Annotated in this window: 13 protein-coding genes; 3 read left to right on the forward strand and 10 right to left on the reverse strand. The window is 36.8% G+C overall.

Features of this window, described 5'->3' with window-relative positions; all coding sequences use genetic code 11:
* Positions 1–20: 20 nt before the first annotated feature.
* The gene (gene rpsB, locus VXN63_RS02620) at positions 21–779 is read right to left on the reverse strand and encodes a 30S ribosomal protein S2 (protein ID WP_225744143.1); all 759 of its coding nucleotides are present in this window, start codon (positions 777–779) and stop codon (positions 21–23) included.
* Positions 780–1,020: 241 nt separating this feature from the next.
* On the opposite strand from rpsB, the gene VXN63_RS02625 reads away from it, so the two are divergent.
* Entirely contained in the window at positions 1,021–1,614 is a 594-nt protein-coding gene (locus VXN63_RS02625) for a lysophospholipid acyltransferase family protein (RefSeq protein WP_327756403.1), read from the forward strand.
* Positions 1,615–1,649: 35 nt separating this feature from the next.
* On the opposite strand, the gene VXN63_RS02630 is transcribed toward VXN63_RS02625, so the two are convergent.
* The 5 genes from VXN63_RS02630 to VXN63_RS02650 form a co-directional block, all read right to left on the reverse strand.
* The gene (locus VXN63_RS02630; RefSeq protein WP_327756404.1) at positions 1,650–3,440 is read right to left on the reverse strand and encodes an ABC transporter ATP-binding protein; all 1,791 of its coding nucleotides are present in this window, start codon (positions 3,438–3,440) and stop codon (positions 1,650–1,652) included.
* Complete coding sequence (locus VXN63_RS02635) at positions 3,440–5,191, reverse strand: ABC transporter ATP-binding protein (RefSeq protein WP_327756405.1); 1,752 nt, start codon at positions 5,189–5,191, stop codon at positions 3,440–3,442. The genes VXN63_RS02630 and VXN63_RS02635 overlap by 1 nt, the downstream gene beginning before the upstream one ends.
* A gap of 167 nt (positions 5,192–5,358) precedes the next feature.
* On the reverse strand, positions 5,359–5,604 hold the full coding sequence (locus VXN63_RS02640; RefSeq protein WP_327756406.1) for a YneF family protein: 246 nt from the start codon (positions 5,602–5,604) through the stop codon (positions 5,359–5,361).
* Between the two features lie 262 nt (positions 5,605–5,866).
* Positions 5,867–7,864 carry a transketolase gene (gene tkt / locus VXN63_RS02645; RefSeq protein ID WP_327756407.1) on the reverse strand — a complete coding sequence of 666 codons (1,998 nt, stop codon included), beginning with the start codon at positions 7,862–7,864 and terminating at the stop codon, positions 5,867–5,869.
* 127 nt (positions 7,865–7,991) lie between these two features.
* A complete protein-coding gene (locus VXN63_RS02650) occupies positions 7,992–8,234 on the reverse strand; it encodes a DUF896 domain-containing protein (protein ID WP_327756408.1) in 243 nt (80 codons plus the stop codon).
* Positions 8,235–8,503: 269 nt separating this feature from the next.
* Between VXN63_RS02650 and lexA the strand changes: the two genes are divergently transcribed.
* Positions 8,504–9,139, forward strand: coding sequence for a transcriptional repressor LexA (gene lexA, locus VXN63_RS02655; RefSeq protein ID WP_327756409.1), 636 nt, complete (start codon positions 8,504–8,506; stop codon positions 9,137–9,139).
* A 68-nt stretch (positions 9,140–9,207) separates the two neighbouring features.
* On the opposite strand, the gene VXN63_RS02660 is transcribed toward lexA, so the two are convergent.
* Together VXN63_RS02660 and VXN63_RS02665 are read right to left on the reverse strand one after the other, a co-directional pair.
* A complete protein-coding gene (locus VXN63_RS02660; protein WP_327756410.1) occupies positions 9,208–9,777 on the reverse strand; it encodes an NADPH-dependent FMN reductase in 570 nt (189 codons plus the stop codon).
* 12 nt (positions 9,778–9,789) lie between these two features.
* Positions 9,790–10,863, reverse strand: coding sequence for an LLM class flavin-dependent oxidoreductase (locus VXN63_RS02665; RefSeq protein WP_327756411.1), 1,074 nt, complete (start codon positions 10,861–10,863; stop codon positions 9,790–9,792).
* A gap of 114 nt (positions 10,864–10,977) precedes the next feature.
* On the opposite strand from VXN63_RS02665, the gene VXN63_RS02670 reads away from it, so the two are divergent.
* Entirely contained in the window at positions 10,978–11,313 is a 336-nt protein-coding gene (locus VXN63_RS02670; protein ID WP_327756412.1) for a winged helix-turn-helix transcriptional regulator, read from the forward strand.
* 72 nt (positions 11,314–11,385) lie between these two features.
* On the opposite strand, the gene VXN63_RS02675 is transcribed toward VXN63_RS02670, so the two are convergent.
* Both VXN63_RS02675 and recJ read right to left on the reverse strand, forming a co-directional pair.
* The gene (locus VXN63_RS02675) at positions 11,386–11,898 is read right to left on the reverse strand and encodes an adenine phosphoribosyltransferase (RefSeq protein ID WP_327756413.1); all 513 of its coding nucleotides are present in this window, start codon (positions 11,896–11,898) and stop codon (positions 11,386–11,388) included.
* 30 nt (positions 11,899–11,928) lie between these two features.
* Positions 11,929–14,244 (reverse strand): single-stranded-DNA-specific exonuclease RecJ, encoded by a 2,316-nt coding sequence (recJ, locus tag VXN63_RS02680; RefSeq protein WP_327756414.1) that lies wholly within the window; start codon positions 14,242–14,244, stop codon positions 11,929–11,931.
* Positions 14,245–14,278 lie beyond the last annotated feature (34 nt).

The raw sequence follows: 14,278 nt of genomic DNA on the forward strand, positions 1-14,278 counted from the left end.
TTTAGTAGTTAGATTAAAAATTATGCGTTGTCGCCTTCTACAACTTCTACAATTTCATCAAGTGAGTCAGATTTAACTTCTTCTTCAAATCCTTCTTCACCTTGGTTACCTTCGATAATAGCGTCAGCAACAGTTTTAGTTAATAATTTAACTGCACGGATTGCATCGTCATTTGAAGGGATGATTACATCGATTTCGTCTGGATCACAGTTAGTATCTACCATAGCGATGATAGGGATGTTTAATTTTTGAGCTTCTTTTACTGCGATGTGCTCTTTACGAGGATCAACAATAAATAGAGCGTCAGGACGTTTAGGCATATCTTTGATTCCGCCCAAGAATTTTTCTAGACGATCGCGTTCTTTGATTAAAAGACCAACTTCTTTTTTAGGAAGTGCTTCGAAAGTTCCGTCTTCTTCCATTTTTTCAAGTTGTTTTAAGCGAGTAATACGTTTTTGGATTGTATCCCAGTTAGTAAGTGTTCCACCTAACCAACGGTGATTGATATAGTAAGCGCCTGCTCTGATTGCTTCTTCTTTGATAGCATCTTGAGCTTGTTTTTTAGTTCCTACAAAAAGAACTGTTCCACCATCTTCAGCGATTTCACGAACATAGTTGTATGCTTGGTCGATCATACGAACTGTTTTTTGTAAATCGATGATGTAGATTCCGTTTCTTTCTGTAAAGATATAACGTTTCATTTTCGGGTTCCAGCGACGTGTCTGGTGTCCAAAGTGAACTCCTGATTCTAATAGTTGTTTCATTGATACTACTGCCATTTGTACATTCCTCCATTATGGTTTTTTTCTTCCTCTGTTTTCACTTGTATGAAGACTCCATGGCTACAGAGCACCTTTCATTACATCCAACAAAGTGTGAAATTTAGTGTATTTTTACACCGTCTTTAAGTATACACATTAAAAATCCAAATTGCAAATCAAAAAAATAAAACTTGATTCTTCTATATGATTATCGCATACTAATGAGGTTCAGTGAAATTGTTAAAGGAAGTGTTTATCCGTGTTCTTTTCTTTTGTTCGTGGCTTTATACGTATTTTGATATTGATTTTTAATGGTAAGCCAACTTATATCAATCGCGAAAAATTGCCCAAAGATGAAACTTACGTGATCATTGCACCCCATCGATCATTAATTGATCCTGTTTTTATCGCATTGGCGGCTAGTCCGCGTCAATTCTGTTTTATGGCTAAAAAAGAATTATTTGATCATAAAATTTTTGGTTGGTTTATCTCCAAATTAAATGCATTTCCAGTAGATAGAGATAATCCAAAACCAAGTGCAATAAAACAACCGGTTAAAATATTGAAAGAAAACAAGTTAAGTTTAGTGATTTTCCCGACAGGTACAAGACACTCCCAAGAACTTAAAGGTGGTGCTGTAACAATCGCGAGAATGAGTAAGCGTCAGATCGTTCCTGTTGTTTACGAAGGCCCTTATTCAATCAAAGAAATATTCACTCGAAAAAAAGCTGTCGTTAAAATTGGTGACCCTTTTTATGTAGAAAGAAAGATTGAAGGCATTGAAGATGTCAATCAGTATTACTCTGACAAAATTCAAAAATCCTTTGAAGAACTTGACCGATTAAATAAATAATAAAAAGCATGGCCCCGTTGAGGGCCATGCTTTTTCTAACTCAACTGTAATCCAATATTTTGTAGTTCATACATATCTTTGTATTTCCCACCACTAGCAATCAGTTCATCGTGAGAGCCACGTTCGATAATTCTGCCGTTATCCAGTACAAGTATTTGATCTGCGTCTCTAATCGTTGAGAGTCTATGGGCAATAGCTACTGTAGTACGCCCTTTTCTCATACGATTCAACCCTTCTTGAATAAGTGCTTCCGTTTCAGTATCAATATTAGCCGTTGCTTCGTCTAGTATTAGGATTTTTGGATCTCTAACAATGGTGCTCGCAAACGAAATCAATTGTTTCTGTCCACTTGAGAAGCTTGCTCCACGTTCAACAACTTTCGCATCGTATTGTCCAGGTAGGTCTTCAATAAATTGATCTGCTTGCACGAATTTTGCCGCTTTTATAATCTCACCATCTTTGATTTGATCATTTTTAATTCGTATATTGTCTTTTATTGTTCCATAGAAAAGGAAAGAGTCTTGTAGAACAAGTCCCGTTTTTTGTCTTAACTCTCTCATCGGATATTCTTTAATGGATCGACCGTCAATCAGAACTTCTCCGCTCTGGAAGTCGTAGAACCGCATCAAAACATTGATAATTGAAGACTTTCCACTCCCTGTATGACCAACTAAAGCTACCGTTTCTCCTGGATTAACAGTAAAATTGATATTTTTAAGGACGTCTGTTTTTCCATCATATGAAAATGAAACATCTTTGAATTCGATTTTCCCTATTTCGATGGTTGCATCAGGGTTGTCTTCTTGCTCAGGTACATATTCTTCATTGTCCATAACAGTCAGAATACGACTGCTTGAAATAATCCCGTCTTGGAACAAGCTTAAACTATCCATCAGTCTTGTTAATGGTCTAAAAAAGTCATTTGCATAAGACGTAAAGGCATAGATAATCCCGACTTCTACAGGACTTTGCAGTGCATTCACTCCGAAGATAGCGAGTATTAGAACAACTGCTAAGGTGTATAAGAAATTAATGACCGGGCTTAATAGAATGGCATTGATTCTAACCATTGAGTATCTTGAATCATAGTAAGATTGATTCGTCTCCTCGAATTCTTTCTGCAATCTTCGTTCCTGTCTGAATTGCTGAATGATCGACATACCATTAATGGTCTCAGCAAGTTTCGTATTCAAAGAACTCAACTTAGATTTCATTTCAATATAGGTCTTTGAACTATAGACTTGATAAAATCTAATGACCAGTAGTAAAACGGGCGCAAACAATAAAATCCATATAGCGACCGATGCATCTAGGAAGAACATTGCCCCCAATGAAATGACTACACCGAACACACCTTGCATAATGGTCAAGAAAACATTCCAGAAATCTTTCATTGCTTCTGTATCATTTGTCGCTCTTGTAATGATCCATCCTGTAGAGGTCTGATCGAAAAAGCGCATTCCTAGACTGTGTAACTTGGTATAAAGACTTTCCCTAATATTCTTGACCGTTTTTTCAGAAGCCATGTTGAAGATATAAAGTTCAAAATACCACACAACCATTCTAATCAATGTAACCCCAAAATGAAGGGATGCAAAGAATATTATTGTGCTAAGTGTGGCTGCACCAGGTGTAATGTGATCATCTATAAATACTTGTATGATCCTGGGAAGAATAGCGTTGATAATCGCCAATACAATACTTAATCCAATGGCAAATGCAAACTGGAATCTATAAGGATGAGCATATTTGAGAATTCTTTTAAGCACATGCATTTGTTGCTTAAAAGGCATCGTTTTGTTCTTTATTGTTTCTTGCTGCTCCATTATATATCCTCCCCTTCCAGTTTTTGTTCAAGTTGTTGCTGTTGATACATATCTTTATACCAACCATCTAACTCTAGTAATTCTTTATGGGTTCCTCGCTCTACGATGGTCCCTTGTTCTACTACAATAATTTCTTCCGCGTGCATTACAGAACTTATTCTGTGAGCAGCAATAATTGTCGTTTGGTTACGGCGTTTACGTTTCAATCCAGAAAGAATACTTTCTTCTGTTTTCGCATCAACTGCTGAGAGCGAATCATCTAAAATCATAAGTTCTGGATTTGTAATGATTGCTCTAGCAATAGAAATCCTTTGTTTCTGACCACCTGAAAGCGAAACACCACGTTCACCTACTTGCGTGTCATATCCATTTGGTAAGTTAAGAATATCTTCATGTATATCCGCAAGCTTAGCCGCTTCTTCTACAACGCTTTGGGGCATAGTTGGATCAGCAAAGCGAATATTATCTCTGATCGTTGTTGAAAATAAATAATTATCCTGAGGCACGTACCCAACTTGTTGGAGCAAAGCATTTAACGTGTAGTCTCTAATGTCATGTCCACCATATTGAATATGCCCTTTGTAAGCATCGTACTCTCTCAATAGTAGTTTCAATATGGTTGTTTTACCTGCTCCAGTCTTACCAACAAGCCCCATTGTATGACCTTTATTTAACTTGAAGTGAACATTTTGTAAAGTAACTGTCTCATCATCTGGATAAGAGAATTTTTTGATATCAAAATCAAGATTTCCGTTTATAGGTGTTTCTATTGACCCATCTCTTTCTACAATAGAAGATTCTTCTCTTAAAAGGTTTTCTATTCGGTCGTAACTTGCTGATCCTCTTTCAATAATATTGAACAATCTACCAATAGCAAACATTGGCCAGACGAGCATCCCTATATAATTGATAAACGTGACAAAATCACCAATTGTGATCTCATTTCCTGTAATCAAAATTCCGCCGACTAGTATTGTAAGGAAATAAGAAACCCCCATAATAAGCGTAATAGCTGGATCAAATAAAGAGTCTATCTTGTAAACCAATCTATTTTTCGCGACAACGTTATCCGTTTGAATCTTGAATTCTTCGATATCTTCTTTTTCTTGTCCGAATGTTTTCAAGACTTTAACACCTTGAATGCTTTCTTGCACCTTGTCATTTAATTGTGAAAAAGAAGCTTGGGCATCCTTAAATCGTAGATGAAGTTTTCGGCCTAATATTCTTGAAGTGATTGCTAGTAAAGGTAATGGGAATACCGCTAAAAGTGTCAGTCTCCAATCAACGAGGAAAATCATTGCTAGCAATGTAGTCAACCCTACACTAATTGCATCCGCCATCGTCAAAATACCGCCACCTGCGACCATCCGCAAACCTCTTAGGTCATTTGTAGCATGGGCCATTAAGTCTCCCGCCCGGTACTTCTGAAAAAACTGGCTGTCCATACTGGTAAAATGATTATATAATTGCTCTCTGACTAATTGTTCCAGTTTTGCAGCGTTCCCCCAAATCCTCATGCGCCAAATATATCTAAATACATATTGTCCAACTGCAGATGCCGCCAGAATACCTAACCAAAATGTTAATGACTGGCTCGTAATACTATTTGTCTCAATTTCATCTACTACTATCCCTATGATTCTAGGGGGAATCAGTTGAAGTAAAGCCACTGTAACAAGGGAAAAAATCCCTATCATGTATGACTTTTTTTCTCTACGGAAAAACCACCCTAACCGCTTGAATATATCCATGTACACTTTTCTCCTGTTCTTTAGTTTTTAAACCCCTCTACCGATATAACTGATTATGACACCGTGTCATAAGTGTTGAAAAAAAGAACGGGCAAAGACGCTGCCCGCTACACAAAATTGAACCGTAATGTGATTATTGACTAAATAAGCTCATTAGTCAAAACTTATTACTTCTTATTTTTATTTTTTGGAGTTTTTTTGTTTTGCGCTTTCATCTGGCTCATCATCTGATTGATTTTTCTTTCAGAAGGTTTTTGACCCATTTGTAGCATCATCATACGTAGCATATTTTCATCAATCGGTGGGTTTTTCTCAAAATAATCCATCATATATTTTCTAGATATGAAGAATCCTCCAACCAGTCCACCAATTAAAGCTAGGATTATTAAAAGTATTGCTAGTCCTGTATTCATTTCATTAACTCCTTTCTATACGTTCTAGTATATTCAAAATCATCTTTTGGGCTTCTATTAAAGCTAGTATGATTCGAAACACTCACTCAACTATTCTACACAACTTAGACAGAAAAATAAACCAAAAGTGAATTTTAAATTTCAAAACACTCAAATAGGACATTTTTAACTACTCATATAAAAGAAGAGAAAGGCAGCAGCCTTTCTCTTCTTCAAAGTAGAAACTAATCTTGATCTCTATTAGTTTAATTTGTTGTCTTCATTAGCCTAATGATAGATATGTTTGAACAACGTTATCTGATGTGAAGCCATAAGACTCCACGACAGCTGGTCCATTACCACTTGCACCAAACTTATCGATTGCGACACTCTTACCGTAAGTCCCAGTATAACGATCCCATCCAAATGAAGATCCCATTTCGATAGAGATACGTTTTGTTACTGAAGCAGGCAGTACAGATTCTTTGTACTCAGCAGATTGCATATCGAACAAGTCTGTACTTGGCATAGAAACAACAGAAACGTTTTTACCTTGTGCTCTTAATTCTTTTTGCGCTTCAATCGCTAATGCGACTTCAGAACCTGTAGCAATTAAAATACCTTCTGGCGTTTCGCTTTCAGCAGGTGAAATAACATACGCACCTTTTTTAACATTTTCTCTAGCCATTTCTTTAGAGTTTGTTAAAACAGGTAAGTTTTGACGAGTCAATACCAGCATAGTCGGTCTGTCAGTAGATTTCAAAGCAATCTCCCAAGCAGCCGCTACTTCATTACCATCAGCTGGTCTGATTAGAGAAAGGTTGTGCATACCTCTAAAACTAGACAATTGTTCAACGGGTTCGTGTGTTGGGCCGTCTTCTCCTACAGCAACTGAATCATGTGTCAATACATAGATTGCCGGGATTTTTGAAAGTGCAGCAAGACGAACAGCTGGGCGAAGGTAATCACTGAATACGAAGAATGTACCTACGTAAGACTTCGTTCCTCCGTGTAATAAGATACCGTTCAAGGCCGCTGTCATAGCAAATTCTCTAACACCATACCAGATATTTCTTCCTTCATAATGACCTGGTTCAAAATCAGTCTGATTTTTCATCATAGTATTATTAGAGCCTGATAAGTCAGCAGATCCACCCCAAAGATTTGGAATTGAATCAGATAGTGCGTTCAATACTTCTCCACTCGTTGCTCGCGTAGCAGAAGCGCTGTCTTCTACAGAATAGACTGGCAATGATTCATCCCAGTTTTCTGGTAGTTCTCCACTTAATGCTAATTTGAATTTCTCAGCTAGTTCTGAGTGTGTACTTGTATAATCTTCAAGCGCTTTGTTCCAATTCTCTTCTGCTGTTTGGCCTTTATCGACCATAAGCTCTTTGAATCGTTTGGCAACTTCTTCTGGTACAAAGAAGTCTTCGCCTTCCCATCCATACGCTTTTTTAGCAGCTGTTACACCTTCGGCCCCAAGAGGAGCGCCGTGAACAGTGTGTGTTCCTGCATTAGGAGCACCAAAGCCGATAACAGTTTTAACTTCAATTAAAGTTGGTTTATCAGTTGATTCTTTTGCAGCCGTAATGGCTTTATCAATAGCGTCCAAATCGTTACCATCTTCAACAAGAATATGTTCCCAACCATAAGCTTCAAAACGTTTCCCAACGTTTTCGGTGAAAGCTTTTGAAGTAGGCCCATCCAAAGAAATGTCGTTGGAATCATAAAGCATGATCATTTTACCTAATTTAAGGTGTCCTGCTAGAGAAGCCGCTTCTTGAGATACGCCTTCCATTAAATCACCATCTCCACATAGTGCATATGTGTAGTGATCAACGATGTTGTGGTCTCCCTGATTATAGGTTGAAGCCAAGTGCGCTTCTGCCATAGCCATACCTACTGCATTCGCTACGCCTTGTCCTAAAGGACCAGTCGTTGCTTCAACACCGTCAGTATAGTGTACTTCAGGGTGTCCTGGTGTACGACTATCTAGCTGACGGAAATTCTTCAAATCATCAACTGTTACATCATAACCTGCTAAATGCAATAAGCTATAAAGTAACATTGATCCGTGTCCAGCAGACAAAACAAAGCGATCGCGATCGAACCATTTCGAATTTTTCGGATTAACATTCAAGTGACGTGTCCATAGTGTGTAAGCCATTGGTGCAGCACCCATTGGTAATCCAGGGTGTCCAGAATTTGCTTTTTGAACGCCGTCAATACTAAGAGTTCGAATTGTATCTACAGCCATTTGATCAGTTTTATCAAACAAGTAACTCATTCCTTCCTATTGCTAAAAGTGGTAACGCTCCTAATCATTGTACTATTTATATTAGTTTTATTCAACGCTTTCATAGAACATTCGTAAATTTGTCCGTACGTCTTTATTTGGAAGGAGATTAGTCTCTATTATGGATTCCTTTATCTTTTTGAATCCCTTTAAGTTTTTCTGGGGTAACGTCTTGACCATCTGGATCTACAATTTTCATTCCTTCTATATGATTTCTCATACCAGATCTAAAAGCTTTAATGTATTTTTCTCTAAGATCTTTCTGCTCAGTTACTTCTTCCTGTGTCAAACCTTCGCTTCTTTGTTTTCTAACTAACTCATTAATTCTATCTAATTGGTCTTTTGCTAACATTTTATATCCTCCTATTAGGCTTTCTAGCCTATACTTTTTCTTTTAGTGCATCCTATTGCGAACAACCATTGTAATACAAATGTGCTTAAGAATCTAATTTCCTAGGGAAATCCAAGCTTATTTCGAACATTCGTTTGATTAGATGTTCGGTATATGATATAATTTTACTAAAGTTTACGAACATTGTGAACTCTTATTCACTGAATCATACACTAGACTATTATTATACTTAATTTAAACGACAATTTGAAGGGATGAGGTGTTACAATATGACTACTAGAGGCCGTAAAGGCGAAAAACAAATCGAAATTTTACGTTATATTCATGAACAAGTAAACAAAAGAGGATATCCACCTACTGTTCGAGAAATTGGATCTGCCACTGAATTATCTTCCACTTCTACTGTGCATGGCCATTTAGCTAGACTAGAAAAGAATGGCTTTATCTTGAGAGATCCTTCAAAACCAAGAGCAATTGAATTCACTAAAGAAGGTTTGATTAAAATTGGAATTGATGAATTTGAAAATCATATTCCATTATTAGGTGTTGTTACCGCCGGAGAACCTATCTTAGCCGTTGAAGAAGCAACGGATTATTTTCCAATTCCTAATGACTTAGAAATTGATAAAGGTAATCTTTTCATGTTGACCATTCGTGGTAACAGTATGATTAATGCTGGAATTTTTGATGGTGACCAAGTCATCGTCAGAAAACAAGAATCCGCTCAAAATGGTGACGTCGTTATTGCAATGACTGATGATGAAGAAGCAACGTGCAAAAGATTCTATAAAGAACAAGGTTATATTCGCCTTCAACCAGAAAATGATACGATGGATCCGATTATATTATCTGATGTCTCTATCTTAGGTAAAGTTGTTTCTTTATACAGATCACATATCTACTAGAATAGGTTAAAACGAAAAGGCAGTCATGCTGTGAAGGTAAAACACTTCATAGTCATGGCTGCCTTTTTTTAGAATCCGTATGCTTCTTCTTGTGCTCCCCAAATTCCTTTATAGGCGGTTGCAAGTATAACTGTATCCTCAATGAGTTTTTCAAGTCTGAAATGAATATCGTCATTATTAATTTTTCCAGCTGTATAGTCTGTATCCAACAAGAAAACATAATTTGGTACAATATTAGATTTCATATAGCTGAGGATAGGCTTAAGTTGCTGCTCAGGTATTAAATAATGTCTATTTGACCCTGCTGTTGCAATGATTGCCGAAACTTTATTTTGTAAAGCGCTTTGTGGTAGTAAATCAAAGACGTTTTTCAATACAGCAGGTATGGATGCTTGGAATATCGGTGTCGCGATAATAAGGATATCTGCTGCCATAATGGTTTCTGTGATCAGTTTATTATCCCCAGTATAATCAAGATAATTTCTTCCATCACTAAATTGCATCTCATAATCTTTTAAATCCAATAGCGAATACATATGATCTCCGCCATACTTTACTTCAAGTTCAGCCATGACTTTATTAGCCACTATAGAAGACTTCTCCCCGACGTTTGAACCTGCTAATACGACGATATTCATCTAATCTACTCCTTATTTTTTAGTGTGCTTTCTAATCGCTGGTAAGATTTTCTCACCAATAATGTCAATATTTTTCTTAATATCATCCATAGTAACACCACCAAAATCCAGTTGGGCAATGTAGCGTTGATTTCCGAATAATTCATGCTGATAAAGTATTTTTTCAATAATTAATTCTGGGTCTCCTACATTGATGACACTTCTGTAGTCTTGTCCGTGAGCAAATGCTTGCTTAGGAAATCCTTGTCCATTTGTTTTTTTCATTCCTTCATTAACGTGAGGATAGTATTCTCGGAAGGCGTCCATTTTATTCGTACTAGCATAAAAGAAGCCTGCTGTTGCTACTGGTAATGTTTTAATATCGTACCCAGCTTCGGCAGCTGTTTCTCTGTAAAGATCAATCGGTTTCTTGAATTCAGATGCCGGTCCTCCCAAGTGCGCTTGATACATTGGAACACCCATTAATCCCGCTTTTTGTGCAGAAGCATAAGAGCCTCCCACTGCTCTCCATATTGGTAGACCATTCTGGTCGTTATCTGGTCTAGGTATAACGTGTGCATCATTTAGAGGTGCACGGTATTCCCCTTTCCAACTCAACCTTTCATTTTCATTGATTCCTAGTAATAAGTTAAACTTTTCTTCAAATAACGCTTCATAGTCTCTAAGATCATATCCTAGCAAATCGTATAAGCCTACTCTTGAAGCACGACCCGCTACGATTTCCATACGACCATTAGATAATAGATCGATTGTTGCGGCATCTTCAAAAACACGGACCGGATCAGACGTACTGATAATTGTTGATCCTGATGATATTTTGATCTGATTTGTAGCTTGTGCTATAGCCGATAAAATGATCATATGTGCTTGCGATACAAAATGATCTTGGTGAGATTCCCCAAGTTGAAAAATATCTATCCCAGCTTCATCAGCTAGTACAGCCGTCTCTATAATCTCTTTGATTCTTTGTTGAGCAGAAATTCTTTTTCCAGTATGTGGATTTGGTAAATGGTCTCCAAGTGTGTATAAGCCAAACTCAAGCCCTTTACTTTCATCAATTTTTGGTAAAATTCGATTGTTGATCATAAATGTATCATTCCTCTTATAATTAGTAAGTTAATTATAACATGATTCTTTATCTATTGAAGTAGGTACTTTATAGTGCTATAGTATACTTAATATACTAATGGAGGTGTACAGATGATATCTGATCTAGAACCAGAACATTGCAAAGTAAATGAACCTTTAGACATCTTATTTGGTAAATGGACCCCTGTTATTTTATTGAATTTAATGCATACCAGTCCAATGCGTTTCAGCGAAATTAAGAGAGCCATTCCGGAAATCACACAAAAAATGTTAACTAAGCAATTACGTGAATTGGAATCTCAACTGATTATAACCAGAGAAGTTTTTCCAGAAGTTCCCCCTAGGGTGGAGTATTCCGTCACTGCCTATGGTAGAACGTTGGAACCCATTCTTGATGCTCTCCATCAATGGGGAAATGCACACAAAAAGAAATTACTTGAAAATTGATAAAAAAGTACTGTACTGTCATAGACTGATTTCAACTTTCAGTCTTAAGACAAGTACAGTACTTTTTTTATTTTAGTATTCCATTAAAGTGAAGATATCGTAACCTTTAATTTTCTCTCGACCATTAAGGTCTTTCAATTCGATAAAGAATGCTGTTCCAACAACTTCGCCACCAAGTTTTTCAACAAGCTCTATCGTAGCAGCAATTGTTCCACCAGTAGCTAACAGGTCATCACATACTAAAACCTTTTGTCCAGGTTTGATTGAGTCTTCGTGTAGTTGAAGGACATCACTACCATATTCCAAACCATAACTCACTTCAATGGTTTTTCTAGGTAGTTTGCCTTTTTTACGACATGGGGCAAAGCCTATCCCTAATTCAAAAGCTACAGGACATCCAACAATAAAGCCTCTTGCCTCTGGTCCAACAATCATGTCTACTTCTTTATCTTTAGCATATTCTACGATTTTTTGAGTCGCTTCACTGTACGCTTTTCCGTCAGCCATCAATGGAGAGATATCTCTAAAAGTAATACCTTCCTGTGGAAAATCGGGAACATCTGCAACATAATTTTTTAAGTCCATTATAAGTCTCCTTTTATTATACAAGTGCATTTATTTTAAATTTTTCAGTGCTTCTGTCAGTTCTTTGAATGAACTATAAACAACGGTTTCTTCCACAGCAATATTTTCAAGTCTCTGCTTGTAAACTTTTGTCTCTTCAATAGCCATTTTACTCGCCTCAGAATTCACACTGAGCAGTCCGCCTTCTATTGTAACAAATCCGGCTTCTAAAAACACCCTGATTATGAATTTTAGAATCGTTTTGTCCATTTTTAGATAATCTGCAAGTAGAGTTCCTTTTTCTTTAAGATCAATATTTTTATGTTTTGCTAAAAATTTATATAGTTTAGCAAACTGTTCTCTTGAAGGCATACCGAGTAAATAATCCTTACTTTTTGTATAAAAGATACAGTATAAGGTTTGTTCTTCATTGTGAAGTACCGTATTTTTGATTAGTTCCATCGACTCAGGACAGTCTACAATGACATAAGCACTTTGAGCATTAAAACTCAAAGCATCTTTTGTTGTTTCAATCAATAAGCTATCAGATTGATTCGTCACAAAGGGACTATACTTAGTAAAATTCTGCTTATTATAAAAAAGATACGTAACGCCTTCCATCAGTAAATCTGATTTTTTTAGATCAGTAGTTCTTTTGTCTATAATAACTTGATTCAAAAACTTCATATCCGTTAACTGCATTTGAGGTTTTTTATTTCCGTTCCATTCATTAATTTCTACCGTACCAACTACTGAAATGGGTGTATCAGATTTTAATGCATCCGCGATTGATCCATAATTAAACGCAATAACATCTAAAGGTGTACCCTCTTGATCTACTTTTAATTTCAAATGTGCTCGGTCTGCTCCAATGGCTCTAGCATCTAATGGTGTAACCTCTGAAAAAAGAAATACTGGTTTTGGATTGTCTGTTCCAAAAGGTTTCAACAATTCTATCTCTTTGATTGCATCCACACTGATGTCTTTTATCTTACTTTCTTCTTCTACAGCCAACTCGTCCATAAATTCAGTTGTTTCCTGAAGTTTTTCTGCTTCTTCATTCAATGACTGTTTCAAAGATTGGATATTCTCAACTGGTAGAGTCATCCCTGCTGCCATTTGGTGTCCACCAAAGTGTTTGAATAAGGTTCTTACTTTGTTGCCACTTTCATAGAGGTTAAAGGCTTTAATACTTCTAGCAGAACCTTTAGCTTCTTGAGTGGAAGGATTAATATTCAATATAACAGCCGGTTTTCCGGTTTCACTGACGATTCGGCTAGCGACAATACCTAAAACACCTTCGTGCCATCCTTCTTTTGCTAAAACATAAACAGAAGACGCTTCTTGTTCTTTTAAAATCTCAAGTGCTTCTCCTGAAATTTTGGATACAATCTCTTTTCTTTCTTTATTTTTAGAATCTAGTAAGGTTGCAATTTCTTGTGCTTTTTCTTCATCAAAAGTCGTCAGTAATTCTACTACGGGTGTTGCATCTCCTAATCGACCAATTGCATTGATTGGCGGAGCAATCTTGAAACCGATAGTTGTTTCGTCAATTTCCTTAAGAGAGAGTGACAATGCATTAAAAAGACTTAAAACACCTACTCTTTGAGTTTGTTTGAGTGCTTTTAATCCAAAATCTACAATTGCTCTATTCTCATCAGTTAAGGAAACCAAATCAGCGATCGTTCCAATTGCCGCCAGATCTAATAGTTCGATTGGCAAATCTCCTAAGAGCGCTGTAGCTAGCTTTAAAGCGACTCCAGCTCCAGACAAATCGCTGAAGGGATATGCGCCCTCTGGGTGATTTGGATGAATGACCGCATAAGCTGCTGGAAGCGTATCAGGTATTTCATGATGATCAGTGACAATAACATCCACACCATTTTCTTGAACTTTTTGAATGGCTTCATGTCCTGCGACTCCATTATCTACAGTAATAATTAGTTGTGTTCCATTTTCTTGAAAATAAGTAAAAGCTTTTACATTAGGACCATATCCATCGATGAAGCGATCAGGAATAAAGTACTCCACATTTGCACCAATGGATTCCAATGTTTCGTACAAGATCGCTGTACTAGTTACACCATCTGCATCATAATCTCCATAGATCATGATTTTTTCTCCAGATTCAATCGCTTCAGCAATTCTATCTACAGTTTTTTGCATATCATGTAATAAAAAAGGATCATGAAACCAAGACTCATCTGGACTGATAAATCTAAGGATTTCTTCCTTGGTTTCCAATCCTCTGTTGAGGCATAAATTGATAAAAAAAGGTGAACGATTTAATTGTTCAGAAAGCTCCTGTATTTTTCCTGAGTCGTTCTTAGAATTAATGATCCATTTCTTTGATTGTTTAAAACTCAAAATATCCACTCCTTGAATCGATTACTCTCACAAT

This window comes from Marinilactibacillus sp. XAAS-LB27 (assembly GCF_036039175.1).
Lineage (GTDB): Bacteria > Bacillota > Bacilli > Lactobacillales > Carnobacteriaceae_A > Marinilactibacillus.